This is a genomic window from Prosthecobacter gellanilyticus (genome assembly GCF_007992435.1).
Lineage (GTDB): Bacteria > Verrucomicrobiota > Verrucomicrobiia > Verrucomicrobiales > Verrucomicrobiaceae > Prosthecobacter > Prosthecobacter gellanilyticus.
This window is the reverse complement of sequence record NZ_BKAG01000069.1, coordinates 1-25,516: the sequence shown is the minus strand read 5'-3', so window position 1 is coordinate 25,516 and position 25,516 is coordinate 1. Positions and strand designations below refer to the sequence as shown.

The 25,516-nt window shown below is 60.5% G+C and carries 23 protein-coding genes; 6 read left to right on the top strand and 17 right to left on the bottom strand.

All coding sequences use genetic code 11. The features are described from left to right. Positions 1 to 219: 219 nt before the first annotated feature. The 3 genes from BGE01nite_RS26690 to BGE01nite_RS26680 all read right to left on the bottom strand — a co-directional run bounded on the left by BGE01nite_RS26690 (position 220) and on the right by BGE01nite_RS26680 (position 4,343). A complete protein-coding gene (locus BGE01nite_RS26690) occupies positions 220 to 1,905 on the bottom strand; it encodes a sulfatase (protein WP_146855611.1) in 1,686 nt (561 codons plus the stop codon). A gap of 25 nt (positions 1,906 to 1,930) precedes the next feature. After that, entirely contained in the window at positions 1,931 to 2,926 is a 996-nt protein-coding gene (locus BGE01nite_RS26685) for a LacI family DNA-binding transcriptional regulator (protein ID WP_170267091.1), read from the bottom strand. Positions 2,927 to 3,146: 220 nt separating this feature from the next. Next, the gene (locus tag BGE01nite_RS26680) at positions 3,147 to 4,343 is read right to left on the bottom strand and encodes an alpha/beta hydrolase (protein ID WP_146855608.1); all 1,197 of its coding nucleotides are present in this window, start codon (positions 4,341 to 4,343) and stop codon (positions 3,147 to 3,149) included. A gap of 52 nt (positions 4,344 to 4,395) precedes the next feature. Between BGE01nite_RS26680 and BGE01nite_RS26675 the strand changes: the two genes are divergently transcribed. From BGE01nite_RS26675 to BGE01nite_RS26665, 3 genes are all read left to right on the top strand, one after another. Beyond that, the gene (locus tag BGE01nite_RS26675; protein ID WP_146855606.1) at positions 4,396 to 5,316 is read left to right on the top strand and encodes a sugar phosphate isomerase/epimerase family protein; all 921 of its coding nucleotides are present in this window, start codon (positions 4,396 to 4,398) and stop codon (positions 5,314 to 5,316) included. 108 nt (positions 5,317 to 5,424) lie between these two features. Continuing rightward, entirely contained in the window at positions 5,425 to 5,805 is a 381-nt protein-coding gene (locus tag BGE01nite_RS26670) for a four helix bundle protein (protein WP_146855604.1), read from the top strand. Between the two features lie 65 nt (positions 5,806 to 5,870). Further along, positions 5,871 to 7,352 (top strand): MFS transporter, encoded by a 1,482-nt coding sequence (locus BGE01nite_RS26665; protein ID WP_146855602.1) that lies wholly within the window; start codon positions 5,871 to 5,873, stop codon positions 7,350 to 7,352. A 64-nt stretch (positions 7,353 to 7,416) separates the two neighbouring features. Here the strand turns inward: BGE01nite_RS26665 and fmt are convergent, their stop codons facing one another. The 4 genes from fmt to BGE01nite_RS26645 form a co-directional block, all read right to left on the bottom strand. After that, positions 7,417 to 8,355 carry a methionyl-tRNA formyltransferase gene (gene fmt, locus BGE01nite_RS26660; RefSeq protein ID WP_146855600.1) on the bottom strand — a complete coding sequence of 313 codons (939 nt, stop codon included), beginning with the start codon at positions 8,353 to 8,355 and terminating at the stop codon, positions 7,417 to 7,419. A gap of 117 nt (positions 8,356 to 8,472) precedes the next feature. Next, entirely contained in the window at positions 8,473 to 9,099 is a 627-nt protein-coding gene (locus tag BGE01nite_RS26655; RefSeq protein ID WP_146855598.1) for an adenylate kinase family protein, read from the bottom strand. A 96-nt stretch (positions 9,100 to 9,195) separates the two neighbouring features. Further along, the gene (locus BGE01nite_RS26650) at positions 9,196 to 9,633 is read right to left on the bottom strand and encodes an ATP-binding protein (RefSeq protein ID WP_146855596.1); all 438 of its coding nucleotides are present in this window, start codon (positions 9,631 to 9,633) and stop codon (positions 9,196 to 9,198) included. Positions 9,634 to 9,681: 48 nt separating this feature from the next. Further along, positions 9,682 to 11,379 (bottom strand): sialate O-acetylesterase, encoded by a 1,698-nt coding sequence (locus BGE01nite_RS26645; protein ID WP_146855594.1) that lies wholly within the window; start codon positions 11,377 to 11,379, stop codon positions 9,682 to 9,684. Between the two features lie 79 nt (positions 11,380 to 11,458). Here BGE01nite_RS26645 and BGE01nite_RS26640 point away from each other — a divergent pair, with 79 nt between their 5' ends. After that, entirely contained in the window at positions 11,459 to 11,851 is a 393-nt protein-coding gene (locus BGE01nite_RS26640) for a toxin-antitoxin system YwqK family antitoxin (RefSeq protein ID WP_170267090.1), read from the top strand. A gap of 74 nt (positions 11,852 to 11,925) precedes the next feature. On the opposite strand, the gene BGE01nite_RS26635 is transcribed toward BGE01nite_RS26640, so the two are convergent. From BGE01nite_RS26635 to tmk, 10 genes are all read right to left on the bottom strand, one after another. Next, the gene (locus BGE01nite_RS26635) at positions 11,926 to 13,200 is read right to left on the bottom strand and encodes a GNAT family N-acetyltransferase (RefSeq protein WP_146855590.1); all 1,275 of its coding nucleotides are present in this window, start codon (positions 13,198 to 13,200) and stop codon (positions 11,926 to 11,928) included. Positions 13,201 to 13,235: 35 nt separating this feature from the next. Continuing rightward, complete coding sequence (locus BGE01nite_RS26630; RefSeq protein WP_146855588.1) at positions 13,236 to 14,609, bottom strand: FAD-binding oxidoreductase; 1,374 nt, start codon at positions 14,607 to 14,609, stop codon at positions 13,236 to 13,238. Positions 14,610 to 15,032: 423 nt separating this feature from the next. Next, positions 15,033 to 16,208 (bottom strand): molecular chaperone DnaJ, encoded by a 1,176-nt coding sequence (dnaJ, locus tag BGE01nite_RS26625; protein WP_146855586.1) that lies wholly within the window; start codon positions 16,206 to 16,208, stop codon positions 15,033 to 15,035. Positions 16,209 to 16,248: 40 nt separating this feature from the next. Beyond that, the gene (locus BGE01nite_RS26620; RefSeq protein ID WP_146855584.1) at positions 16,249 to 16,833 is read right to left on the bottom strand and encodes a nucleotide exchange factor GrpE; all 585 of its coding nucleotides are present in this window, start codon (positions 16,831 to 16,833) and stop codon (positions 16,249 to 16,251) included. Positions 16,834 to 16,968: 135 nt separating this feature from the next. Then, complete coding sequence (gene lpxD / locus BGE01nite_RS26615; RefSeq protein ID WP_146855583.1) at positions 16,969 to 18,024, bottom strand: UDP-3-O-(3-hydroxymyristoyl)glucosamine N-acyltransferase; 1,056 nt, start codon at positions 18,022 to 18,024, stop codon at positions 16,969 to 16,971. A gap of 89 nt (positions 18,025 to 18,113) precedes the next feature. Then, complete coding sequence (locus BGE01nite_RS26610; RefSeq protein ID WP_146855582.1) at positions 18,114 to 18,725, bottom strand: OmpH/Skp family outer membrane protein; 612 nt, start codon at positions 18,723 to 18,725, stop codon at positions 18,114 to 18,116. A 39-nt stretch (positions 18,726 to 18,764) separates the two neighbouring features. Continuing rightward, a complete protein-coding gene (bamA, locus tag BGE01nite_RS26605; RefSeq protein ID WP_146855580.1) occupies positions 18,765 to 21,224 on the bottom strand; it encodes an outer membrane protein assembly factor BamA in 2,460 nt (819 codons plus the stop codon). A gap of 140 nt (positions 21,225 to 21,364) precedes the next feature. Beyond that, positions 21,365 to 22,039: a hypothetical protein gene (locus BGE01nite_RS26600; protein WP_146855578.1), complete on the bottom strand. Its 675-nt coding sequence runs from the start codon at positions 22,037 to 22,039 to the stop codon at positions 21,365 to 21,367. A gap of 539 nt (positions 22,040 to 22,578) precedes the next feature. Continuing rightward, complete coding sequence (locus tag BGE01nite_RS26595) at positions 22,579 to 23,574, bottom strand: hypothetical protein (protein WP_146855576.1); 996 nt, start codon at positions 23,572 to 23,574, stop codon at positions 22,579 to 22,581. Further along, positions 23,564 to 24,196: a dTMP kinase gene (gene tmk, locus BGE01nite_RS26590; protein ID WP_146855573.1), complete on the bottom strand. Its 633-nt coding sequence runs from the start codon at positions 24,194 to 24,196 to the stop codon at positions 23,564 to 23,566. Before tmk ends, BGE01nite_RS26595 begins: the two co-directional genes overlap by 11 nt. Before the next feature lie 137 nt (positions 24,197 to 24,333). Between tmk and hisI the strand changes: the two genes are divergently transcribed. After that, positions 24,334 to 24,756 (top strand): phosphoribosyl-AMP cyclohydrolase, encoded by a 423-nt coding sequence (gene hisI / locus BGE01nite_RS26585; protein ID WP_146855571.1) that lies wholly within the window; start codon positions 24,334 to 24,336, stop codon positions 24,754 to 24,756. A 19-nt stretch (positions 24,757 to 24,775) separates the two neighbouring features. Further along, entirely contained in the window at positions 24,776 to 25,381 is a 606-nt protein-coding gene (recR, locus tag BGE01nite_RS26580) for a recombination mediator RecR (protein WP_146855570.1), read from the top strand. Positions 25,382 to 25,516 lie beyond the last annotated feature (135 nt).

The following is a 25,516-nucleotide window of genomic DNA, read 5'->3' as shown; positions in this document are numbered from 1 at the left end:
AAGCGGCTGGCTTTGGATCTGCTGAAGATCTGAAGCGACGCACGACACCTTCCTACGCATGCCGGAGTCCGCACGACTGACGGGGCGGGGAGCTTTAGCCCTTCACCTTCTGAATCTTGTTCATCCTGCCATCCTGTGAATCCTGTGAAAAACAGCCCCGATCACTCCACCATCCCCCAAATCATCAATCAAAAATCGTAAATCATAAATAGCTCACCCCTACTTCACCTTCCCGCTCTTCACGAACTCCTCGCGGCTCAACACGCCGTTCTTGTCCGCATCAAAAACCGGAAACCGTTTCGGTGCCTCCTCAGGATCAGGCTGCTTCAGCAGAAACTCCTCCATCGTCAGTTGACCGTCCTTGTTCGTGTCGCGTGAATCAAACATGGCATGGCGATCCTGCTTCGATTTCGATTTCTTCTTGCTCGCTGTTCCACCCGCCTTCTTGCCTTCCGGCTTGTTGCTGATCTGCAGCTTCGCCTCCGGATGCTTCGCCAGCAGCGCCTTCAACTCCGTCACCACCGCAGGCTGTTCAGCCGCGAGGTTCTTCGACTCCAGCGGATCCGCCTGATAGTCGTAAAGCTCATACACCGCCTGCTCTGCCGATCCACCCGCAGGCTTCCACTCCACCAGACGATGCCGCTGCGTGCGAATGGCACGGCCCAGATTCTCACCACGCGGATACACATGGATCACATGATCACGGTTGCTCGCCGAACCATCTTTGAGTACGGAAGCAAAGCTGCGTCCATCCAACGTTTCCGGCGCCTTCAGCCCGGCCAGTTCCGCCAGTGTGGGATAAATGTCCACCGTCTCCGTGAGCGACTGCGTGCGCGCGCCGGCCTGCGTCACGCCCGGCGCACTGATCAGCAGCGGGATGTGCGCGGCCTGCTCATAGTTCGTGTGCTTGCACCACATGCCGTGATCTCCCAGATGCCAGCCATGATCACCCCAAAAAACGATGATCGTGTTTTTGGCGAGACCGCTGGCATCCAGGGCATCCAGCACCTTGCCGAGTTGCGCATCCATGTAGCTCATGGCGGCATAGTAACCGTGGATGAGATGCCGCTGCTGCTCCGGCGTGACAGGTCCTTTGTCAGGCATGTCCTTGTAATTGCGCAGCTCACCCCAGGTGGTCGGCGCGAACTCTGGCGCACCTTCCGGAGCCTTGCTCAGCTCAGGTTGCGGCAGCTTCGCCGGATCATAGAGATCCCAGTATTTTTTCGGCGCCACGAACGGCAGATGCGGCTTCACAAAACCCACCGCGAGGAAAAACGGCTCATCCGGTTTCTGCTTCGCGGCGTCCAGGCGCTTCACAGCCTCATCCGCGACCATGCCATCGCCATACCGGTTATCCGACACATCCGCGCTTTCCGTGGGCGCTCCACGCGCCAGCTTCCAGGCTTCCACTTTCGGATTGGTCTTCTTCTCGGCCTGGGCCTCCGGCGGTGCTCCGTTCTCCGGCAGCACATAGGTGCCACTCTTCGGGGTGAAATAAGGCACGCTCCAGGACGCATCGTCATTCACATTCCCATGCCCCACATGGAAGATCTTCCCCATGCCTTCGGTGCGGTATCCATTGTTCTTGAAGAGCTGCGGCAGCGTGATGGCATCTGGCGCGCCTTTGCGAAAATTCGTACTCAGTTCATAGATGCCCAGTGTCTGCGGACGCAGGCTGGTGAGCAGCGCATTGCGTGAGGGCGAGCACACCGCCTGATTGCAATAAGCCTTCTCAAACAGCATCCCGCGTGCGGCCAGCCGATCGATGTTCGGCGTCTTCGCCTGCGCATCGCCATAGCAGCCGATGACCGGCTTCAAGTCGTCCACACAGACGAGCAGCACATTCGGCTTCTCAGCCGCGGAGAGCAGTGAACTGAAGGCAAGGAGGAAAAACAAAGCACGCATGAGACCGCCGTGAACGATCACGCCGTCACGATCTTGCAGGCCTCCACACGCCCTCGGTCATCACGATCTTCGGATAGGCCGGAATCCCCCGCTCATTCTGCTGATGCTGCGCCACCAGCAGATCCACCGCCGCCCCACCCAGCACCGCTGCCTGCTGGTCCACTCCTGCCACTCCCGCATGATCCGCACGCCAGCCCAGCGTCACATGCTTGACCTTCCCGCCGGGAGGAAACCAGTTCGTCAGTTGATGCCCGCCCTCGATCACCACCTCAGGCTTCGCGGACTTCAACCAGCTTTGAAAATCCGTGCGCGATATCTCCCGCTTCAAACACATCAGCTCCGCAGCCTGCGCCAGTGGCAGCGGATGATGCGCCAGAAAGCTCGCCGACCACGCGCGATACATCCGCTCATCGATCGTGCTGGCATTGTAAAATCCAATGCGCCTGAACCCTTGCTTCTTCAGCATCCGCAGCGCCGTCATCATGCCGAAGAAGTGATGATGATGCACCCGGTTCAGCGCCGGACGCGCATAGCCAAGCCCGATCAGCACACTGCTGAACTTCTCCCAAAGCATCGACACATGCCCGCGACTCCGTGAGATCAGCGGCGAAAGAATGAATCCCGGAATCCCCCGCGCCTCCAGGATGCCCGAAAGCCTGCGCGCTGTCATGCCTCGCGCCTTCAGATGAAACTCCTCCAACCGATACCCAAGATGCTCCGCACGCTCATGCGCACCTCGCACCAGTTCCTGCGACCATGACGAAGTCTTGATCTGCTCCTCATCACGCTCTGCCCACACAAAGGCCAGCGTGATCGGAGATGCCACCCGCTTGGACCTTCGCATGTGCGTCATCAGCTTCGCGATCTCCGGATCAGGCCGGTAGCCCATCTCCGAGACCGCCTGCATCACCCGCTCACGCAAATCCGCGCTCACATGCCGCTCGCCGCGCAGCGCCCGCGACACCGACATCTTCGAGATGCCTAGCCGTGCGGCGATGTCAGCGAGCGTGGGGCGGGGCATGCTGGAATATCTCATTAAAAACTGCCGAACCAATGATCGATCTGCTTCTTGGAGGCAAACACAGCAGCTCCCATGAGGAAAAGCCCGAAAGCCCCGACGCCGATGCGACCGACAGACACGCTCGTGTCTGCGCTCGAAGCTAAAACAGCCAAAAGAGTGAAAAAAACACCCATCAGGCCGCCAAAGATCCGCAAAAACATCATAGCTTCAGCAGGTCAGCTTACCTCGTCACTTCCAGCGTCAAAGGCTCCTGCTTCTCACCGATCTCGATGACCCAGTCACCGGATCCTGGCTTCTGCTCCTTCGTCGTGGCCGTGCCATCCGGCGTGTCGAGTCCTGCCACATCTGCGGCACTGTAGCTCACGGTGAGCTTCACCTTGCCGACCACCGGACCGGCCTTCTCATCCAGCTTGAAGTTGCCATGCATCACGCGGGCACAGGCCACCGGAGCGTTGCTGTCTTCGGACGTGAAAATCACGCTGCCCCAGCTCACCGGCGCGCCGTTGATCGTCACCTTGCCGCTCACCGCCGCACGCTTGGAGGGCTTGAAGAATCCTTGGTTACGCAGCCAGTCACGCAGATGCCCGCTCCAGGAACCGATCACCGGATCACCGAGAAAAAGGCCGACTCCATGAGGTCCTGGACGATAGATGTGCAGCTCCGCAGGCACCTTGTTCTTCCGGCAGGCCAGGTAAAGCCCCACGGGGTTCTCCGCAGGCACCACGGTGTCCTCATCCGTGTGGAAGATGAAGATCGGCGGCGTGTTCGGTGTGACACGGGTCTCGGTGCTCACATGCTTCGCCAGTTCATCATTGTTGTTAGGCCCCAGCAGGTTCTTCCGCGAGCCGTCGTGGCGATAGTCCTCGATCATGGAGATCACCGGATACGTCGGCGCGGCCACCGTGGGACGTGCGCTCACCTGGTCCACCGCATCATTCGTCATGCCTTCCGGCTTCTCATCAAACATTGTCGCCGCCATGGAGGTGAGGTGACCACCGGCGGAGAAACCCACGATGCCGATGCGGTCCGGGTCGATGCCATACTTGTCCGCATTGGCCCGCACATGGCGGATCGCACGCTGCACATCGATGAGCTGCGTGGGGAAGTGATACCCGTTGGTGCCCAGCCGGTAGTGCAGCACAAAGGCGGACACCCCCTGGCCATTGAACCACTTCGCCACCTGCGTGCCCTCATGGTCCGCCGCCAGCCCGCCGTAGCCGCCCCCCGGGCAGACCACAAAGGCCGCGCCGTTCGCCTTCTCCTTGGCCGCCGGCCAGGTAAGGATGAAGGGCTGGTCCTTGTCCTCCTGGCCCTTGGCCCCCGGCGCCCCGTCTGGCCAGAGGCGGACTTTGGCAGGTTCGGCCTGGGCACTGCCGAGCAGGAGGGTGGTCAGAAGGAGAAGAGAAATCTTGTTCATGGATTGGGAAAGCTGTTAATGCTGGCCCAGTCCGCCCGTTCTTTCACCTCTCATGATCAGCCGCCGTCATTTTCTTGCCACCAGCCTCGGAGCCCTCACCGCCTCCACCCTGCCTGCCATCGAACCGATCAGCCGCGCCGGCAAAAGCCGCATGCAGCTCGGCGTGGCCGCCTACAGCTTCCGTGAATACTTCCAGTGGATGCGCGGCAAGGAGAACAAGCCCAAGGAAGGCCACAAGCCCTGGAGCATCCTGGACTTCATCGACTGGTGCGCGGACAACAACGTCCCTGGTGCCGAGGTGACCAGCTACTTCTTCCCGCCGGACGTGGATGAGAAATTCCTGCTCGAGGTGAAGCGCCACGCCTACCTGCGCGGCGTGCAGCTCGCCGGCACGGCGGTGGGTAATAACTTCGCCCTGCCAAAGGGTGAGAAGCTCGACAAGGAAATCGCTGACGTGAAGCGCTGGATCGATTTCTCCGCGCTGATGAATGCCCCGCACATCCGCGTCTTCGCCGGACCTCAGCCGAAAGACCTCAGCGAGGAGCAGTCCGTGGCCAACTGCCTCGAAGCCTATCAGGAATGTCTCGACTACGCCGCCACGAAGGGTGTCTTCCTCGGCCTCGAGAATCACGGTGGCATCGTCGCTCAGCCAGAGAATCTCATCAAGATGGTCCAGGCCGCCAAGAGCCCCTGGGCAGGCATCAACTGGGACAGCGGCAATTTCCACACCAAGGACCCCTATGCCGATCTCGCCAAGATCGCCCCGTATGCCATCAACGTGCAGCTCAAGATGGAGATGAGCCCCGAAGGCAGCAAGAAAGGCGAAGGCCAGCCCGCCGACGTCCCCCGCCTCCTCCAGATCCTCCGCGATGCCAACTACCAAGGCTGGTTCACCATCGAGTATGAAGAGGCCAAAGATCCCTTCGTGGAAGTCCCGAAGGTGATTGAAATGCTTCGTCCTCTCTTGGGATAGCCGTTTGCGGTGGTTGGCAATTGTTTGCTGTTGTTTGCAATGGTTGCCAAACCACCGCTGCTCAAGCCGCTTTGAATTGTTTCCAGTCTGTCGTTGATCGTTAGTTGTATGAGAAAGCAGTTCCCATTCGAAAAACTCGAGGTGTGGCAGGAGGCTCGTCGCCTTGTGCATGATGTTTATGCTTGCTCCAGAGAGTTCCCCAAAGACGAACGCTTTGGACTTACCAGCCAGCTCACTCGATCTGCGGTCTCCGTGGCCAACAACTTGGCGGAAGGTTCCGGCAGGTCCACGATGAAGGATCAGGCGCACTTTTCAAATCAAGCGCATGGTTCGCTAATGGAGACCGCCTGCGATCTAATCATTGCGACCGACCTCGAATACACACGCACCTTGGTCACAGATCCCATCCTCAACCGCGCCTACGACCTCAGCGTCCGAATTCACAATCTACGCGAATCCCAACTCCGCCGAGCCCAGGAGGCCTGCTGAAACAACTGCAAACTACCGCAAACAATCGCCAACAACTGCAAACTTCTTCCTCCGCTCCCGCTCTCATGTCCACGCCTCCCAAATTCACAACGACCACCTGGCTCATCATCATCATCGCCAGTATCGGATTCTTGTTTGATACCTACGAACTACTGATGACGCCGCTGGTGGCAGCTCCCGCCATCGCTGAGTTGCTCAAAGTGCCATTGAACAACCCCATGGTCACGGACTGGGTGGGTAAACTGCTGTGGATTGCAGCGCTGTGCGGTGGTGTCTTCGGCCTTCTCGGTGGTTGGTTAGTCGACCGTTTCGGGCGCAAGAAGATCATGGCCGCGAGTATCTTCCTGTATTCGTTCTCTCCCTTCTGTGCGGCCTTCGCGACCTCGCTGCCGATGTTTGTGTTCTTCCGCAGCACCACCTTCATTGGAGTGTGCGTGGAGTTCGTGGCAGCCATCACCTGGCTCGCGGAAGTGTTCCCGGACAAGAAGGACAAGGAAAAATGGTTAGGCATCACCCAGGCCTTTGCTTCCCTCGGTGGCCTGCTGGTCACGGGTGTCAGCGTATGGATCAGCAAGCATGGTGCGGAACTCCCGCATTGGGGTCTGCCGGTCGGTCTCGGTGCCACCGATCCAGGTTCCTGGCGCTACCTGCTGATGACCGGCATCCTGCCTGCCATCCCGATCGCGCTCCTCCTGCCCTTCGTGCCAGAGAGCCAGGTCTGGAAAGACCGCCGCGCCGCCGGCTCTCTCAAGCGTCCGAGCTTTGGCGCTCTCTTCGCGCCGGAACTCCGCCGCGTCACCCTCGTCACCGCAGCACTCTCCGCCTGCGCCTATGGCATCGCCTTTGGTGCGCTGCAGGTCACGGTGGCCCGTGTCACGCCAGGTCTTCCCGAGTTGAGAGAAACTTCGAAGACACTCGCCCCGCTGCGCAAGGAAGCCGAAGGCCTGAACCTCGAGCTCAACAAACTGGCTCCCACCGATCCTGCCCGCAAAGATCTCATCGCCAAAATCAAAGAGAACTTCGGGAAGTCCAAGCCGCATAACGACAAGGTCAAGGAGATGGCGGACAAGGTGCAGCTTCGTCAGGAGCTCGGCGGCCTCGTCGGTCGTATCATTCTTGCCGTGCTGCTCATCTGGGGCATCAGCCGCGTGGCGCTGCTAAAAATCTTCCAGATCCCCGCGCTCATCCTGCTGCCGCTGACTTACTTCAAGCTCTTCGAGCAGGGCGGCTCCGCCTTCCTCTGGGCCTATGGCATCTGCGGCCTGCTCACCGTCGCCCAGTTCAGCTACTTCGGTGAATACCTGCCCAAGGTGTTCCCGCTGCATCTGCGCGGCACCGGCGGCAGCTTCGCCACGAACGTCGGCGGCCGCATGATCGGCACCAGCATGGCCTTCGTCACCACCAGCTTCGTCGCCCCGATGCTCGCCGGCAACGGGCCGCTGCTCCCCTCCCACGTCGCCATGGCCGCCGGCTACGTCGGCACCGCCATCGCCGTGATCAGCTTCCTCGTCGGCTTCCTGCTGCCCGAGCCGAAGGCTGAGGATTGATCAGATCACCACATAGGTTTGAAGAAAGGTCCGCGCAGTTCGCTGTGCGGACCTTTTTGTTAGGTTAGGCCAGCACCGTCCCCACCTCCAGCGCATTGCCGCGCAGCAAATCAGCCGCGGCCAGACGCTTGCCACCTTCACCCTGCACCTCCTCGAGCTTCAGCAGACCTCCGCCGCAGCTCACGACCAATCCACTCTTCGGATCCGCTGAAACAATCGTGCCAGGCTGAGGACAGGCATCACCTTCGATGACCGTGGCGCGATGCACCTTCAAAACCGCAGGCTTCTCCCCAGTGATCAGGCAGCTCGTGCCAGGCCAGGGATTGTAGGCACGGATGAGTAGCTCGAGTTCAGCGGCGCTCTTGTTCCAGTCTAATCGACCATCCTCACGCTTCAGTTTGCCGCAGTGCGTGGAGAGCGCGTTGTCCTGCGGTGTGCGTGGAGGATTGCCAGCGGCGATCAGATCCAGCGCGCGTTCCAGGCTCGCAGGAGCAGCGACCGCAAGCTTGTCATGCAACACACCGCCCGTGTCCATCGGCAGGATCGGCATCGCATCCATGATGAGGATATCACCAGTATCCAGCCCCTCATCCATGAACATGATCGTCACCCCAGTCTCAGCATCGCCCTCGCGAATGCAGGCCTGAATCGGCGATGCCCCGCGATGCCTCGGCAGCAAGGAAGCGTGAATGTTCAGGCAGGCCAGACGCGGCACATCCAGCACGCTCTTCGGCAGGATCTGTCCATAAGCCACCACCACCGCCACATCCGCATTGAAAGCCTTCAACTCATCCACGATGTGCCGGATCTTCGGCGGCTGAAGCACGGTCAGACCAGCAGCCAGCGCGCGCACCTTCACCTCCGGCGGGGTGAGCACCAGCTTGCGCCCCGCCGGCTTGTCCGGCTGCGTGATGACACCCACCACCTCATGCTTGGGCGTGCTGAGCAGCCACTCCAAGGAAGGAAGTCCGATGTCTCCGGTGCCGATGAAAAGAATGCGCATAAGGAGCGAAGAGCTAAGGGCATCACGCAAAGAGTCAAACCGATGAAGCTCTGCTTTGCGCAGATCTCCCATCCCTCACCTCTCATCCCCTATCTCTTATCCCTTATCTCTCATCTGCTAGACCCTCATCTTCTCAATGTCGCGCCAGGCCTCCAGCGTCATGACACCGGCGATGATGTCGTAGAGCACCTTGGCAGGTGGCTGGCTGGCATCGATCTGGCAGATGCGATCACCCGCGTAGTAGTCCAGGATCGGCTTCGTCTCAGCCTCATAGGTCGCGAAGCGCTGCTGGATCACCGCCTCGTTCGCATCGTCGAAACGGTTGTCCTTCAGAGCACGCTTGCGCAGACGGCGCGCCAGTTCGGTGCGGTCCGGGCAGCTCAGGTGAAACACCTTCAGCACCTCGATGTCCTTCTCCATGAGCTTCGCCTGCTCCACATTGCGCGGGATGCCGTCCAGCACGAGGAAATCGATCTCCGGCTTGAACACATGACCGTCCACACGCTGATTGATGTTCGCGTGCCACAGCTGCACCGTCAGGTCATCCGGCACCAGTTCACCACGGCTGGAGTACTCCACAAACTTCTGCCCCAGCGGCGTGCGGGTATCGAGCGAGCGGAACACATCTCCGCAGGCCAGATGATGGAAACGCGGGATGGCTCCCAGGACCTTGCCCTGGGTGCCCTTGCCACTGCCGGGAGCGCCAAGGATGAGAAGCGTGCGAAAACGAGCGGGTTGAGACATGATAGCAAATTTTGTAGCACGTCACGGGATCGTCACAAGCCTCCGTTGGAACCACTTTGCATCCAAAACAGCCGTCTCAGCATTCCACCGCAGGTTCTAGGTATACTTCGACCGCACCACTTCGATGACCGTCGCAGACTCCGGAATCGTGTACTCACGACTGTATTTCGTGATCAGCTCGATCTCACATTCATGATCCCTCGCCTGCTGGGTCACGCGTCTCGCTGAATTCTGAAGGCATGTCTGCGGATCATTGCTGAAACACACATGCTCGATCTCGAATTCGTAGCCGCTGAGGCCGCTCAGCACCTCCTCGCGAAAAGAAGCGCGGATCAGGCGGATGTCTGAGATCACCACATCACGGCCTGCCGCCAGATGCTGCCGGATCTTTTCCAGATGCTTGCAGTTCACAAACTCCGGCGGTGACCCTTTCATGAAGTCATCAAACACCGGCACCCCGTCATGCATGAACGGCTCCAGGTAGGTGGACTTGCCTGAAGCCGACAGACCAATCAAGAGAGTGAGTTTGGGCATGATGGGTCGCTGAGTGTGGGCCTACTCAATCATGCACCAGCCCAATGCTCAAGCCGCCTTCTTCTTCGCGGCATTGGCCTTGGCCGCGTCACGCTGCTTCTGAGCTTCCGCGCGCTTCTGCTGCGTGGCCTTGATCTCCTCCGCACGCTTGGCCGCCTGGCCTTCGAGGCCGTTCGGGTTCGCGGGATCGGTGATCATCGGGAAATGGTCCGTACGGAAAGGCGTGAGCGGCAGGCCTTCAGCGGAGTAGACATTGCAGACCGGATTGTCCGCCCAGGCATAGCGGATGGCCACCGGCTGCGGCACCTGCGGGCTGCTGACCTCGATTTGGTTCGTGCCTTTCTTGGAACCGCCGATGATGCTGGCCTTGGCCCACACCCACTTTTTGTCAGCGCCACAGATGGCGAAACCTTTGACATCATCCACATCCACCGTGCGCAGACCTTGGGGCGCATGATCAAAGGTCAGCAGGGCTTTGCCACCCTCGATCTTCATGTCCTTGAACTCAGGACTGCGATACACCACCTTCACACCATAGTCCTTCGCCAGGGCCCAGCGGGCCAGGCGCTCAGCCACGTCACGCTTGTTCTTCGGATGGATGTCATTCGCCTCGCCGAGATCCGTGATGATGCACTGACCGCCGTTCGGGATCTTGCTCATGCTCTTCGTCTGGCTCTCGCGCAGCTCAGCCCAGTCGCTGTCCCCAGGCTCGACCTGCTCAGGTTTGAAGTCCGCCAGCTGCACCCAGTAGAAAGGAAAGTCACCCTGCTTCCACTCGTTGCGCCAATGGCTGATCATCATCGGGAAGAGATAGCTGTACTCATGTGCCTGTGAGGCATTGCTCTCGCCCTGATACCAGACCGTGCCCTTGATGCCATAACCAATGATGGGATTAAGACAGCCCGCATAGAGATTGCCCGGGCGCTTCTGGCCCTTCAGCGGATTCTGCGGGGCGCGCGGAGCCGCGGCGGTGAAAAGCTTGCCGGCCTTGGCAGCCTCACGACGCGCATTGTTCCAGGCATCCAGCTTCTTCTGATGATCCGCCGTCTGCTTGGCAAAAGCTTCCTCCGTGAAGGAACTCTCGATGCCCTTCCACTGCGTGATCATCTTTTTGAAGCGCTCATCCTTCTCCAGCAGATCACGGCGCACCCAGGCCTCGCAGGCAGAGCCGCCCCAGGCATTGTCGATCAGACCCACCGGCACTCCCAGCATCTCATGCAGCACACGGCCGAAGTGATAACCCACCGCTGTGAACTGCCCCACGCTGGTCGGCGAGCACTCCTCCCACTGGCCTTTGAAATCGTCCTGCAGTTCCTGCGTGCCCACATTCGGCACCGCGATCAGGCGGATCTGCGGATGCTTCGCCGTGGCCACATCCAGATCACCATCCCAGCCACGATCCACCGTGAAACCCATGTTCGACTGGCCCGAGCACAGCCACACCTCACCCACGAGGATGTTCTTCAGCTCACGCGAGGTCGTGCCCGCGATCGTCATCGTCGCAGGCTTCGCATTCGCCGGCACGGGGGAGAGCTTCACCGTCCACTTGCCCTTCGCATCCGCCGTGGCGGTCTGCGTCTCACCACCAAAGGTCACCTTCACGGCCGTGCCAGGAGCATCCCAGCCCCAGACCGGGTTCGCCTGCTTCTGCTGGAGCACCATGTTATCGCCAATGATGGCCGGAAGCCGCAGCTCAGCATGAGCGGAAAGAGCGGTGGAAAGCAGGAGGAGGGCAAGAGTGCGCATGGTTGGAAAAATGAGCCGTCTAAACGTTCGCACAAAGCCCGTCATTGCACAGGAACTCGCCATGACTCAACATCCCCGCATGCACCGCCTCCTCATCGCCCTGCTGCTGCTCGCCGCTCCCCTGCCCTCCATGGCCGCTGATCCGGCTCCGGCCGCTGCGCGCGAGGTCACCTACAAGGAGCTCAAATGGCAGGACGACGTCTACTTCCTCGAGGGCAAGCCCTACAACGGCATCGCCCGTGACAAGCACAAGAACGGCCAGCTCAAAGGTGAATACACGCTCAAGGAAGGCCGCCTGCACGGCGTGGTCAAAGAGTGGTGGGACAACGGCCAGCTCTCCACCGAGACCCACTTCGAAAACGGCCAGCGCCACGGCCTCAACCGCTACTGGTCCAAGAAGGGCAACCTCATGAAGGAGCAGGTCTACGACCACGACAAATCCGTCAGCGAGAAACACTACGACGTGGAGTGACCTACATCACCTCACTCTTGGTTAGTCCATCTGCGCTCATCCGCGCTCTCTGCGGTTAAAAAAGCTTCTCCGCCTCACTTGAACGGATTGCGCTCCGGCGCTTCCGCATGAGGAATGTGCCCGATGATCCCCTGCACCAGCAGGTTCATGGCCGGGATGCGGTGACGCAGCCAAAGGTGCGTCGGCTCAGGCCGGGCACCCAGACGAGACTTCGGCTCCAGGGCCGTGCGCCCGAGCGAAAGACGCTCGCAGCCAAAGGTGATCCCGTCCTCAATCGTGGCCTGCAGCAGGCGCAGATAGATGGGAGCCTCCAGCGCCGCTTCGCGATCAAACCCAATCTGGTAGCCGATCGCCGTCGCACCATCGCGCACCGTGTTCACAAAGCCCACGATGCGATCCTCGCGTCGGATCACGGTGCAGCGCAGATCATCCGCCGCACAGGTGGCAAAGGCTGGCCAGAAACCCTGTGAGAGCGTGGCCAGGCGGATTGGCGCACTGTTGTGCACCGCCTCATAGAGCTCATGCAGTCTCGGAGCCGCCGAACCCACATCCGCCAGATGCTCGGTGACAAAACCCTTCGTCGAAACCTCCTCACGAATCTGTTTCGCCGACTTCCGATACTTCGACGAAAGCGCCGCCGCATAGTCATCGAAGCCCCGCCACTCCTTGCGCAGATCCAGCACCATGTTCGGTTCTGTTTCTGCCATGCGGTAGCCGAGCTGCTGCAGCGCCGGAAAGTGCCCAGCTTCACCCGGTGTGATGTCTTTGACCGTGATGAAGTCCGTCTCGCCCTCGAGCTTGGCGGACCGGCGCAGACGATAAAGCGCCTCACCGATGGCTGACCACGCTTCCACCTCATCCACTCCCGGCGCGATGGACACACCATGGCAACCCCAGGACAGCAGATTGCCACAGACCAGCACGCGTTGCTTGATCTTGCTGCGCGCCTTCCGCCCCAGCGGCTTCAGCCACTTCTCCTTCAAGTCCGCTTTTGCAGCCGCAGCCGCGCCCTTGCTCTCTGGCGTGAGCTTTTGAATGCGCGCACCATCAAACTCCAGCCACTGGGCAGCCATCACCGCCACGGGCGCTCCATCACGCGTGATCAAGGCATAGGCCGGTAAGATGTTCTCCGGACCATGCTGCTCCAGCATCGCCAGATAGGAACGCCGCAGGTGAAAGCCACCACGCACGGCAGCGGCATCCCACAGTTCCGGATTCAAGTGCGCGATGCGATCCGCCAGCGCGATCTCATGTCCGGTGGGGGTGCGGCGCGCGCGACGCGAATCCTGCATCGTGCGAAACTGGCCGGTCCATCGTGCGAGGGGAGAAGTCTTGGTGGGAGTGCTCATGGCAGGCGATCAGATGGCGTGCGGCTTGAGGCTGCCTATTCCAAAAACTTCCCAGGATTCAAGATGCCCTTGGGGTCCAGCGCCGCCTTCACTCGCAGATGCGTTTCATGCGCGGCGGTGGACACCGCCTCCCGCCACCAGCGCTTTTTGGCGATGCCCACACCGTGCTCACCCGTGATGGCGCCATTCCAGGCGATGATCTGGCGGAACAGTTGATCCAGCGCCACCTCGGCGCGTTCACGGATCAAAGGATCGTCCATCGTGGGGACCATGATGTTCACGTGGATGTTCCCATCTCCGGCATGACCAAAGCTGGCCACCGCGAAGCCGTGCTCAGCCTGCAGACGCTCGGCAAACTCCACCAGGTCCACCAGCTTGCTGCGCGGCACCACAATGTCCTCGTTCAGCTTGATCAGGCCGGTATTGCGCAGGCTGTAGCTGAACTCACGGCGCAGTTTCCAGAAGCGCTCGCAGGCTTCCTCACCGATGGCTTCCTGCAGATCCAGGCAGCCAAGATCGCGAACCAACTTTGCCAAAAGACCGAGCTCGCCGATCACGCTCGGCTCATGTCCGTCGATCTCCACCAGCAGATGCGCATCGCCCTGCGGCGTGACAGACTCTCCGAGATACTCACGCGCCGCACGCAGGGTAAACTTGTCCGCGATCTCCAACGCGCTTGGCAGGAAGCCGGAGTTCAAGATGCGCTGCACCGCGTTCGCCGCTTCGGCAAAGGATGCGAAACCCGCAGAGAGCATGGCTCGCATGGGCGGATGCGGGATGAGCCGCAGCGTGGCCTGTGTGACCACACCGAGCATGCCTTCACTACCGACCATGAGACCCACCAGATCAAAACCCGTCTTGTTCTTGTGACAGCGTCCGCCCGCTTTCACGATGCTGCCATCTGCCAGCACCGCTTCCAGGCCTAACACATAATGCCGAGTCACGCCGTATTTCAGGCAGCGCGGTCCGCCGGCATTTGTAGCAATATTTCCGCCCAGGCTGCACTCCTTCAGCGAGGCCGGGTCAGGTGGATAAAACCAGCCGAGTTCACGCACCGCCTTTTGCAGATCACCTGTGATCACTCCCGGCTCCACCACCGCCACACCATCCGCCGTGTTGATCTCCAGGATGCGGTTCATGCCAAACACGGACAGCGCGATGCCACCTTTGGAGGGCACCGCTCCGCCCACATACCCCACTCTGGCACCCTGCGGTGTCACGGGGATGCCGTGCTCATTGGCATAGCGCAGAGTCTTGGACACATCTTCCACGCACTTCGCATGCACCACCACCTGCGGCGGATGGGAGGCAAACCATTTGTCCGTGCTGTGCGTGGCCAGATCCGCGTCCGAGACGGACACACGGTCAGGGCCAAGGAGGGCGATGAGATCTTCGTCGAGCGAGGGCATGCCTGCCCTTTAGCCGTGTTGCACGACCCGGCAAGATGTCTCGCTACGCGGAACTTGCGGTCCGGTCGCGAGACCAGGAGAGCTTGGAGCGTTTGGAAAAACTGATTTCCGAAATGGAAACGCAGGCAGTGCTATTGAGGCTCTAGGATTGAAGGGCCGAAGGCCTGAAACTCCTCAGCCAGGGCAACGCCCTGGGTTTACACACCCCGGCTGTCACCTCCATACAAGAGCGCCGAAGGTGCGATACTCGACGCCCCGGACTCATTCGCCGCCATAACCCGAGGCGTCGAGCATCGGCCTTTCAGGCCTTCATTTCATGAATGGCGGGGATGCCACAATTTCCCAGGGCGATCGCCCTGGGCTGAGGAGTGCCGCCTCTTTGAGGCTACAATCAGATTTCCATTTTGCGGGTAGCCTCGGCTCTTACCGGAAGAACTTCTTAGCCTTCTCAAAGAAGCTCTCCTCCATCGTGCTCGTGGGGTTCTCACCCACAGCCTTGGCGAAAGCTTCCAGATGCCCCCTCTGCTCGGCGGTCATCCTGGTCGGCACCGCGATCTGCACGTGGACATAGAGGTCGCCATGGCGATCCTCGCCCAGCGCCTTCATGCCCTTGCTGCGGAGACGGAAAGTCGTGTCGTTCTGGGTGCCCGCAGGCACCTTGAGCTGCGCCTTGCCTTCCAAAGTTGGCACCGTGGCCTCGCCACCCAGAGCCGCCGTGGTGAAGCTCAGCGGCATGCGGCAGTGCAGGTCGTCACCTTCGCGCTCAAAGATCTCATGAGCCTTCACGTTCACGACGATATAGAGGTCACCCGCAGGTCCGCCGAGTGAGCCGTAGTCGCCATTGCCACCCGAGCGGAGGCGTGAGCCGTCCTCGATGCCAGCCGGGATCTTCACGCGCAGCTTCGTGTGTTCGCGACTGCGGCCGGAGCCGGAGCAGCCCTTGCACGGATCGCTGATCACCTCGCCGCTGCCCTGGCAGTCCGGGCAGGTCTGCTGGATCTGGAAGAAGCCGCGTGAGGAGATGACCTGGCCATGACCACCGCAGGTGCGGCAGGCCTTCTTGCCACTGCCGCTGGTGGAGCCGCTGCCCGTGCAGGTCTTGCACACGTTCAGGCGGTCGTATTCGATCTCACGTTCGGTGCCGCGTGCGGCATCCTCCAGGCTGATCTCCACGCCGTAACGCAGATCATTGCCACGCTGCGGACCATCGCGACGGCGACCGCGGCCACCGCCGCTGCCACCACCACCGCCGCCAAAGAAACTCTCAAAGATCCCGCCACCGCCACCACCGCCGCCGAAGACTTCGCGGAAGATATCAAATGGATCATGGAAACCGCCGCCGCCACCGGCGCTCGGGCCGCCCATGCCACCTGCAAAGGCGCTGTGACCGTAGCGATCATAGGCAGCGCGCTTCTGGTCATCACTCAGCACATCATAAGCCTCGCTGACCTCCTTGAACTTGTCCTCAGCAGTCTTGTCACCGGGGTTCTTGTCCGGATGAAATTTCACCGCCAGCTTGCGGTAAGCCTTCTTGAGTTCATCCGCCGAGACGTCACGCGAGACGCCCAGGACTTCGTAGTAGTCGCGTTTTTCAGCCATGAGGAGTCAGAAAAGAGAGAGGAGAGTGAGGCGGAAAAAATCAGACAATGTCAGCAGCCGGAGGAGCTTCAGGAGCGGGAGCAGCGGAAACGATCACACTCGCAGCACGCAGGAGACGATCCTTGAGGCGATAGCCACGGCGCGTCACACGCAGGACGGTGCCTTCAGCCACATCCGTGCGCACTTCCTGGGACACCGCATCATGCAGATTCGGATCAAAGGGCTTGTTCAGCGCCTCCACCTCCGTCACGCCGCTGTCCCGCAGGAACTCGGCGATCTGGCGGTGCACCATGCTCATGCCGATGAAGATCATGGACTTCTCCGACTCAACACGGGCGGACTCCAGTCCCATCTCGAAACTGTCCAGAATGGGGAACAGCGCGCGCAGGAGATCCGCATTCGCATAGGCGCGGGCTTCCTGGCCTTCACGGGCGGCACGCTTGCGGAAGTTGTCCAGCTCAGCGGCATTGCGGTAGGCCATGTCCTTCCACTGCGAGGCTTCCGCCAGGGCGAGTTCCAGTGGATCAGGCGGGGTTGCTGGAGGCGCGGTTTCAGCGGCAGCGGCTTCAGGGCTCACGGCGTCGATTTCGGGCTGGGTCTCAGCGGTCGGACTCGGCTCGGTCATGGGTTTGGAGGGGGCTTTTTTGAAAAACAAGGGAAGAAAGGGGGCGCGGAGTATGGGGCGCTCCCCGCCGCAATCAAGCGGGGAGACGTATCTACGAGGCTGATCTCAGCCTGGACACTGGAATTGGGATGAAGATCACCCCTCCGCCTTGCCACCTTCGAGAGCAGCCAGGCGCTTTTCCAGGGTGCGGATCCGGTCCATCAGGTCTGGAATCTTCGACTGGGCGGCCAGCTGACGCTTGTGCTCCATCAGCGGCTTGGCCGGGAAGCCCATGTAGGCTCCAGGCTCCGTGATGTTCTTGGTCACGCCGCTCTTCGCCAGGATGGTCACCTGATTGCAGATCTCCAGATGCCCGCCGATGGCCACCTGCCCTGCCAGCGTGACGTAGTCTCCCATGCGGACGCTGCCAGCCAGCGCCACGTGAGCGACAATGATGCAATGCTTCCCGACGATCGCGTTGTGCGCGATCTGGACCTGGTTGTCGATCTTGGTCCCGGCACCGATCCAGGTGCGGCCAAAACGAGCACGGTCCACGCTGCACGCGGCACCGATCTCCACATCGTCATCGATCTGCACGATGCCGACCTGATCGATCTTCACATGACGGCCTTTGACGAACTCATAGCCGAAACCGTCAGAGCCGATCACGGTGCCGCTGTGAATGATGACGCGGTTTCCGAGGACGCAGCGGTCTCCGATGGTGCAGTTCGCATGCAGAAAGCAGTCCTCACCCAGGCGCGCTCCCTGGCCGATGCAGACACCGGCACCAATGGTGGTGCCATCACCGATCACCACATCGTCACCCACCACCGCCATGGGTCCGATGGAAACCTGCTGGGGGTCAAAGGTAGCCTTGGAGGAAACACAGGCCGTAGAGTGCACCCCTGGAGTGAAATCACGGGCCGGAGGACCAAAATGACGAATGACGGACGAGAAGGCAAAAGTCGGGTTCGCCACCTTGATCAGCGCCACACCCTCCATGGATTCGGCAAAATCACCCCCCACAAGAATGGCGGTGGCCTTGGTGGTCTTGAGAGCGGGCAGATACCGTGGATTGCCGAGGAAGGTCACTTCTCCAGGCACCGCTTCGGTGATGGAGTTCAGCCCGGTCACAACACCCTCCGGGTCTCCTTGGGCGAGTTCGCCGCCGACGAGTTCGGCAAGGCGCTGATGGGTGATCTTATGGCTCATGAAAAAGAGTCTTGGGGGAAATAAAACGGGCACGCCACCTCGATGGATGTGCGTGCCCGGAATTGATGGAAATCAGGCGGGAAGGCGAATTATTTCTTCTTCTCGTCCTTGGCTTCGGGTGCGGTCGCAGGAGCTGCGGTGGCAGGAGGAGCGTTCTTGTTGAGCTCGACAATGATCTGGTCCGTGATGTCCACAGCGTCCTTGTAATAGATCAGGATCGGCACGGTGGAGAGGCTCATGCCGGACTTGTCGAAGACGAAGTCGTAGCTGTCAGCCTTGCCCTTGTCGCGCACGACCACCAGGATCTCGTCATAGATGCCCTTGCGGATCTGCATGTCTTCCTGCTTCAGCTGGCCGCTGCGGCGGTTTTGCGCCTCGCCGATCTCCTGCTCCAGAGCACGGAGTTCCTTGGCCTTCTCATCAAACTCAGCCGCGCGCTTCGCACGTGCATCCGGCGTCATGATGGGGTCGCTGGCCTCCTTCTTGAGCTTCTGCATGTCGTTCATCAGGTTCTTGTAAACGGCCCAGCGGTCGTTCATTTCCTTCTGAGCTTTGTCGATGTTCAGCTTGAACTTGTCAGCAGCGTCCTTGGTCTTGTGATACTCAGAGAAGGCCTTGGACATGTCCACCACGCCGAACTTCAGGTCGGCAGCGTGAGCGGCAGTGGCTGCCAGGGCAAGGATGAGGAGGGAACGAATCATAGGGGGCTGGTTATGGGGAATCAAACGGGCGGTGTTAGACTAGAAACGGTAGCCCATGTTGAATTGAAAGCGTGGGCTGTTGCCCACAAAGTCGTCTTTCACGAGCGGGATGCCCAGGTCGACACGGATCGGGCCGACTGGAAGGAACATGCGGACACCGATGCCGACGTTAGAGTAGACCTCGCCGTCACCAATGATCGGACCGCCATTGCGAACACCACCGGTGGATCCAGAGGCAGCATCCAGATCGCTCTCGATCATGCCCACGTCCCAGAAGATGGCACCACGGACTTTCTCGATGATCGGGAAGGAGTACTCAACCGAACCGAAGAGGGACATGTTGCCACCGAGAGGCTCGCCACGGGAGTCCTTCGGACCCGCGTCACGGTAGTCATAACCACGCAGGTTGTAAGCACCACCGAGGAACAGGCGGTCGAAGATCGGCACGCGGTCGTTGCTGCCCCAGCTGTCCATCCAGCGGGCCATGCCCTCGAAGCTCAGGATGGTGTCACCAGGAAGGTGGAAGAACTGCTGGCCGCCGATGTTCGCACCATACGTTTCCACGTCGCCACCAAGACCGGAGACCATGAGGCCCGCCTCGAACTTGTGACCCTTGCGGGTGATGAACACACTGTCACGGGTGTCATGCACGAAGTTCAGGTCAAACTTGCTCTGCAGATAGTCGCCATCTTCATCACGGAGCAGCTGGGTGGAGTCGTCGCCGCTGCCCTGATCCACATCGATCTGCACGTTCTGCAGGGTGTAGACGCCTTCCAGATAAGCATACTTGCCGATCGGCTTGCGCAGACCCAGGGACATGCCCACGTTGACCTGGTCGAACCGGTTGGAGAGGTAGTAAAGGTTCTGGTAGAAGAGGTTGACCGTGAAGGCCAGCTTCTGTCCGAGGAACCAGGGCTCCGTCCAGCTCGTGTTGAAGGAGGAGGTGCGGATACCGTAGCGCAGGTTCAGGTTGAAGCGCTGGCCGGCGCCGCGGAAGTCTTTCCAGTCGCTGATGTCAAAGTTCGTCTGGGTCACGTCCACGAAACCCACAAGGCTGTCCACGGAGCTGAAGCCCGCACCGAAGTTCACGGAGCCCGTTGGCTTCTCAGTCACGTTGACTTCCACATCCTTGAAGCCTTCCACTTCCGTGGCCACCGGACGCACGGTCAGGGGATTCGCCTCGCCCTTGCCTTCGAAGTAGTTCATGTTTTCCAGCGTCGTCTGCGCAGTCTCCAGCTGGACGGTGTTGAGCTCCTCACCAGGGGAGAACGGCAGCTCGCGGCGGATGACTTCATCCTTGGTCTTGGTGTTGCCGCTGATGTTCACCTTGCGGATGAGGGACTTCGTTCCTTCGGTGATGGCGTAGGTCACGTTCAGCTTGCCCGGACCTGCGTCAGTGAGCTGGGTGTCCACATTGGCGTCGGCATAACCACGGGAGCCGTAGTAGTCGCGCAGCATCTTCTCATCGCCACGCACATCAGTGCCGGAGTAGGCGAAGCCAGCTTCTGTGCGGATGGCTGGCGTCAGCTCATCCTTGCTGAAAACGGTGATGCCCGTGATGTTCACGCTGGCCACGTCATACTTGCCGCCTTCATAGATCTCGAAGATGAGCGCCGTGCTCTTCGCATCAATCGGATCACGACGGTAGGTGACCTTCACATACACATAACCTTCGTCCTGGTAGGCCTGCTCAATGACCTTCACGTCATCAAGCACGGTCTGGTTGTCCAGCTTGCCAGCCTTGCCCCAGAGGCGGTAGAAAGTCTTCTCCTTGCTCTTGATCTTGGCCTTCAGCTTGCGGGCGGAGATGGCATTGTTGCCTTCGAAACGGATGTCACCGATGAGGCCGCGGGCGCCTTCTTCAATCTTGAAGGTCACGGCGGAGAAGCCTTCTTTCGAGGAAGGTGTCACGTCATACGTGACGAGCACATCAGAGAAGCCCTTCTTCTCATAAAGCTCGCGGATCTTCTGCTGCGCGGTGGTCAGCTTGGCATCATCCACTGGATCACCCACCTTCACTTCGATCTCCGTGCGGAGCTTGTCATTGTCGAAAGCACCGTTGCCCAGGAAATTGATCTCACCGATGCCACCACGACCGGAGATGGTCACCACCACACGCACACCACCGTCCACATTCACCGCCTGAATGTCCACATTGTCCACAGCACCCGTGCCATAGAGAGTGCGGATGTCACGCTCCACGGTCTCATCCGTGTAAGGCTCGCCCACACGAGTGGCCATCTGCGCTTTCACGCGGTTCGCATCCATGGTGGCGGAACCTTTGAAGACGACCTGCACATCACGCACGATGCGCTTGCCAGCGGCGGCTGGCGCGCCCAGGGCAACTTGAGCTTGGGTCGAGACGGGGATGCTGCCCAGCTGTGCCAGCGCAAGCATGGGCACGAAGGCGATTCGGAGGTGGCGGGAGATACCGATCATGGGCGTGTGGGAGTGGGAGTCAGGAGAGTCGGGAGAAAGGCAGCCATAGCGGGCGGGCATGAGGCGCGCCAGTAATGCTGGTCTGAAGATGAGGCGTCAAGGTGTAAAACACGGCTCAAGCGCCCTTTCTGTAAGCAAAAAGCCCGCCAACAAGGTCCGCGTGGCCTTGACGGAGGGACGTGGTCGGGGAGCAGAAAGCATCAGCGGAACAGCTCGCGGAAGAAGTTTCGGGTCTCGGAGCGTGCCTTGTCCGTCCAGTTCCAGGCCTTGCGCACGGTCTTTTTCACACCCTTGGCCGCCCGCTCACCCTCGCTCGGCGGGGTGGCTGGTGCTGTGACAAAACGCGGCGTCCAGTCCTGGAAGGAAAGCGCGCCCGTCTCTGCCGAGACCACGCAGAAGCCCACTTCATACCCTGTGTCATCTTTCAGCGCCAAACCCCACTCGGGGGCTCCAGTCTCGGCATTCGCCGCGAGCTGATAGTCCACCGTCGCAAAGGTGGTCTGGGCCAGCGCGGCAGCTTTGGCGGCCACCACCCGGGCTTCGGCGCTGCGCACACGCAGACGGTTGAAATCCAGCGTCTTGGCCGGCTGGGAGGCGAGAATCTTCGTTCCTGCGCCTGCTGGGCTGGCCTTCCACACGGCCGCCTCCATGCGCACGTTGATGCGCAGCACCTCTTCCGGGCGGAACGCGTCACGCGCATACGTCGTCCATGCCACCGGCTCGGACGTGGTGGCAGTGCCTTTGACCAGCATCAGGTTGTTCGCCACGTTTTCCCCGAAGCTCTGCGCCACCGCCCGCGGAATCTCCGGGTTGGCCTTCAGGGAGGCAGCAGCGGTGGCGAGCAGGATCAGAGAGGCATGGAGCAGCGGTTTCATGAACTCTCAGATATAAAAATGCACCTCCACGGATCAAGGCGTCAATTGCCAAAGTTTCTTTCGAAGACCGTTTGCCGAAACCATCCTGCATCATCCTCTCGTCGAGGCTCAGGATGTAATCTCGGCGGCGCCAGGTTAGGTTGAAACCCAGCACCGCCGAGAGTTACGACTGGCGTCCACCAGCCCCCCCCGGAGCGATGGATCTTCCAGAAATCTTTTTGGAGCTCGAAATGTTTGCGTTACCATTCGATCCGGCGGCGCCCTTGATCGCGTCTCCACTCTGGCCAGATCCAGCGAGGCGCATCGAAGCGCCGCAGGCTGCGGTCAGGATGAGGACGGTGAAGATGGTGTAGCGCCAGGGCATCGGTGGAGTAACGGAAACGAATTTCTTGAATTGCAAAAACCCTATCAAGTTGCGGGCAAAACATCACCTTACCATTTGGTAATGATAAAGAGCCTAAGAAGCGGCGCAGCCGCCTGAAATCAGCGTGCCAACACGGCATGAAAAAGGCGCGGCACTGTGGCCGCGCCCGCTTCCATCAGCGCCCAAACGCTTGAATGAAAGCGACTTCCAACGCGAGCCCTTCATTCACATTCGTGTGCAGATGCTGCTCCAGCTGGCGCAGTGCGCGCAACCGTTTGGAAGTCTCCTCCGGCTGCCATTGCTCCGCTAATTTTTTTGTCGCGTGACGATATTGCGGCAAATCGAGGTTGTTTGCACCCACTTGCTGCCGCGCCACATCCCCCATCCAGGCTAATAAAAGGTCCATCATCGCGTCACGACGCTGCAAATAACGCGCCTCGATCTGTGCCGTCACCTCTTCCTCGCGCTGTTTCAGCCATGTGCCGTCTGTGGTCTGCGCGTAATGGTCCTGCTCTTTTTCAAATTCGCCTTCCTGCTCCTCTTTGATCTCATCATACATCTCATCGAGCACCGCTTGAAAATCAGTTTTCAATCCAAGCGCCGAACCAATATTGCCACCAGATCGAGTGGAGAGCTGCTGCAGCACGGCGAGCAGCTTTTCCTCATGCTCATCAAAGTGCCGCACGCCTGCCGGTGGCAGCAGCGGGATCTGGATGACACGTGAAAGAATGGTCGTCAGCAACTGCTCCGGATGCGTGCTCAGAAGCAGCAGAAGCGTGCGCGCCGGCGGCTCTTCCAATGTCTTGAGAAACGCATTCTGTGCCTGCGGCGTCATGCGCTCCGCATCCACAATCACACCGATCTTGTAGCCACCCGGCGCAGTCGTGCGGTGGATCATGCGCTCCAGATAACGAATCGTTCCCACCTCGCTGCCATCATCACCCACGGAGATGCGGCGTGACTTGCTCTGCGGTCGCAAAATGACCGCGCCTTCCTGCGCCCAGTCATCCAGATCACGATGTCCCGCAGGGCTGATCAATCCGATCACACGCGCGGCAAACGCCTCCAGACCCGCCTCGCGCGGACCGCTGATGAGATAGCCATGAGCCATGCGGCCGAGCTGTTGCGCACGGGTGAGCAGAGAGAGCGCGTGATCAGCTTTATACGGCATGGTTTCGAGATTCCACGAGCTTCAAAATATCAGCATGCACCGCCTCGGGGCTGCGGCTCGCATCCACGATCGAGATGCGCTGCGGTTCAGCGCCGGCGAGATCGAGATAGCCCTGGCGCACGCTTTCGTAAAATTCACGCGGCTGGCTTTCCATCCGGTCCAGCTCACGACCCGTGGCATGAATGCGCTGCCACGCCGTGTCGGTGTCCAGATCCAGCAGCACCGTGAGCTTTGGCAGCGTTCCACCCACAGCAAAGGCATTGATCGCCCGCACCTCGTCCACCGGCAAACCTCGGGCGATGCCCTGATACACCGTGGTTGAATCCAAAAAACGGTCCAGGATCACAAACACACCTTTCTCCAGGAGCGGGCGCACTTTTTCGCGCACGATCTGCGCACGGCTGGCCGCGAAAAGCAGTAGTTCCGCCTCACGGGTCATCCCTTCCCCGGCCTTCGCGTGCTGGAGCAGATGGCGGATCTCCTCGCCCACCTGCGTGCCACCAGGCTCGCGCATCACCACCACCTGCCGGCCCGCGGCCTCCAGATGCTGCTGCAGCAGGCGGATCTGCGTGGATTTGCCACAACCTTCGGAGCCTTCGAAGGAGAGCAGGAAGCCGGGCATGGTCTGAATGTCTGACACGGGTAGAAAACGGACCCGGAAAACCGGGGAGCGGCCTTTTTACCGCTCTGTCACACGATGTCGAACAAAAGCATTTTCGTTTTGGCAAAGGAGCCCGGCAGCGTTATCTCCGCGACCCCATGATTGACTCGAAATCCCTCCAGTTCGGCCCACGCGACTCGAAAGCCACGATCGAGGAAGGCCTCGCCTTCGCTCCGAAGTTCGATGAGCACGGCCTGATCACGGCCATGGCCGTGGACGCGGACACGAACGAGCCCCTCATGCTGGCCTACATGAACGCAGATACCCTGCGCGAGACCCTCACCCTCGGCCAGGCCGTCTATTACAGCCGCAGCCGCAAGGAGCGCTGGCACAAAGGCGCCACCAGCGGCGAGTTTCAGGATGTCATCGAGATCCGCACCGACTGTGACCAGGACGCCCTCATCCTCCGCGTGAAACAGCGCGGCGGCGGCTGCTGCCACACCAAGCGCGCCTCCTGCTTCTACCGCAAGGTCACCACGCCTGCCGAAGCCGGCACCGTGATGCTCGAAAAGGTCATCTAAAGCCCCTTCCCTTTCCTCCATGGCCGCGCTCGACTACCCTCCGCCGCTGCGCCGCCTCATCGCGCAGCTCAAGACACTGCCCGGCCTCGGCCCGCGCAGCGCGGAGCGGATGATGCTCTGGCTCATGCATGATGCCGGCCGCATCGAACCGCTGGTCGATGCCCTGGCCGATGTCACCACCCGCGTCCACGCCTGTGACGACTGCGGCTTCTTCATCGAAAACGGCCAGGAATGCGCCCTCTGCCGCAATCCCAAGCGCCAGCAGAGGATCCTCTGCGTCGTCGAGCAGCCCTCCGATGTGCTGCGCCTCGAGCGCTCCGGTGCCTTCCACGGCCTCTACCACGTCCTCGGCGGCAAACTCTCCCCTCTCGATAACGTCACGCCCGAGGACCTCCGCATCGAGCCCCTCCTCGCCCGCGTGAAAAGCCTCCACGCCGAGGAAGTCATCCTCGCCGTCGGCTCCGACGTCGAAGGCGAAGCCACCGCTGGCTACCTCAACGAGCTCCTGCGAGCCGAAGGCCTCTCCGTCACCCGCCTCGCCCAAGGCCTCCCCGCAGGAGGAGCCCTCGACCACGTCGACGAGCTCACCCTCTACCAGGCATTGCAGGGCCGCCGGAAGTTGTGAGACAGCCCGCCGATTTTACAAAGGTCGTTTGAGCGCTTCTCCGAGCCGTCAGGTCGCAGGAGGACCACGCATGAAATTCGACTCTCTCTTCCCCGCCCTGTTTCTCGCCACCGGCATTGCTTTCGGAGGGTATAG

What these genes read in the sequence shown, in the direction of transcription:
- bamA (WP_146855580.1), bottom strand. Translation starts at nt 21,224, where the DNA reads ATGCCCGCCCGCTATGGCTGCCTTTCTCCCGACTCTCCTGACTCCCAC.
- BGE01nite_RS26645 (WP_146855594.1), bottom strand. Translation starts at nt 11,379, where the DNA reads ATGCGCACTCTTGCCCTCCTCCTGCTTTCCACCGCTCTTTCCGCTCAT.
- BGE01nite_RS26640 (WP_170267090.1), top strand. Translation starts at nt 11,459, where the DNA reads ATGCACCGCCTCCTCATCGCCCTGCTGCTGCTCGCCGCTCCCCTGCCC.
- BGE01nite_RS26675 (WP_146855606.1), top strand. Translation starts at nt 4,396, where the DNA reads ATGATCAGCCGCCGTCATTTTCTTGCCACCAGCCTCGGAGCCCTCACC.
- BGE01nite_RS26670 (WP_146855604.1), top strand. Translation starts at nt 5,425, where the DNA reads ATGAGAAAGCAGTTCCCATTCGAAAAACTCGAGGTGTGGCAGGAGGCT.
- fmt (WP_146855600.1), bottom strand. Translation starts at nt 8,355, where the DNA reads ATGCGCATTCTTTTCATCGGCACCGGAGACATCGGACTTCCTTCCTTG.
- BGE01nite_RS26595 (WP_146855576.1), bottom strand. Translation starts at nt 23,574, where the DNA reads ATGCCGTATAAAGCTGATCACGCGCTCTCTCTGCTCACCCGTGCGCAA.
- recR (WP_146855570.1), top strand. Translation starts at nt 24,776, where the DNA reads ATGGCCGCGCTCGACTACCCTCCGCCGCTGCGCCGCCTCATCGCGCAG.
- BGE01nite_RS26680 (WP_146855608.1), bottom strand. Translation starts at nt 4,343, where the DNA reads ATGAACAAGATTTCTCTTCTCCTTCTGACCACCCTCCTGCTCGGCAGT.
- BGE01nite_RS26610 (WP_146855582.1), bottom strand. Translation starts at nt 18,725, where the DNA reads ATGATTCGTTCCCTCCTCATCCTTGCCCTGGCAGCCACTGCCGCTCAC.
- tmk (WP_146855573.1), bottom strand. Translation starts at nt 24,196, where the DNA reads ATGCCCGGCTTCCTGCTCTCCTTCGAAGGCTCCGAAGGTTGTGGCAAA.
- BGE01nite_RS26635 (WP_146855590.1), bottom strand. Translation starts at nt 13,200, where the DNA reads ATGAGCACTCCCACCAAGACTTCTCCCCTCGCACGATGGACCGGCCAG.
- BGE01nite_RS26685 (WP_170267091.1), bottom strand. Translation starts at nt 2,926, where the DNA reads ATGCCCCGCCCCACGCTCGCTGACATCGCCGCACGGCTAGGCATCTCG.
- BGE01nite_RS26650 (WP_146855596.1), bottom strand. Translation starts at nt 9,633, where the DNA reads ATGCCCAAACTCACTCTCTTGATTGGTCTGTCGGCTTCAGGCAAGTCC.
- BGE01nite_RS26600 (WP_146855578.1), bottom strand. Translation starts at nt 22,039, where the DNA reads ATGAAACCGCTGCTCCATGCCTCTCTGATCCTGCTCGCCACCGCTGCT.
- lpxD (WP_146855583.1), bottom strand. Translation starts at nt 18,024, where the DNA reads ATGAGCCATAAGATCACCCATCAGCGCCTTGCCGAACTCGTCGGCGGC.
- BGE01nite_RS26690 (WP_146855611.1), bottom strand. Translation starts at nt 1,905, where the DNA reads ATGCGTGCTTTGTTTTTCCTCCTTGCCTTCAGTTCACTGCTCTCCGCG.
- BGE01nite_RS26630 (WP_146855588.1), bottom strand. Translation starts at nt 14,609, where the DNA reads ATGCCCTCGCTCGACGAAGATCTCATCGCCCTCCTTGGCCCTGACCGT.
- BGE01nite_RS26665 (WP_146855602.1), top strand. Translation starts at nt 5,871, where the DNA reads ATGTCCACGCCTCCCAAATTCACAACGACCACCTGGCTCATCATCATC.
- BGE01nite_RS26620 (WP_146855584.1), bottom strand. Translation starts at nt 16,833, where the DNA reads ATGACCGAGCCGAGTCCGACCGCTGAGACCCAGCCCGAAATCGACGCC.
- hisI (WP_146855571.1), top strand. Translation starts at nt 24,334, where the DNA reads ATGATTGACTCGAAATCCCTCCAGTTCGGCCCACGCGACTCGAAAGCC.
- BGE01nite_RS26655 (WP_146855598.1), bottom strand. Translation starts at nt 9,099, where the DNA reads ATGTCTCAACCCGCTCGTTTTCGCACGCTTCTCATCCTTGGCGCTCCC.
- dnaJ (WP_146855586.1), bottom strand. Translation starts at nt 16,208, where the DNA reads ATGGCTGAAAAACGCGACTACTACGAAGTCCTGGGCGTCTCGCGTGAC.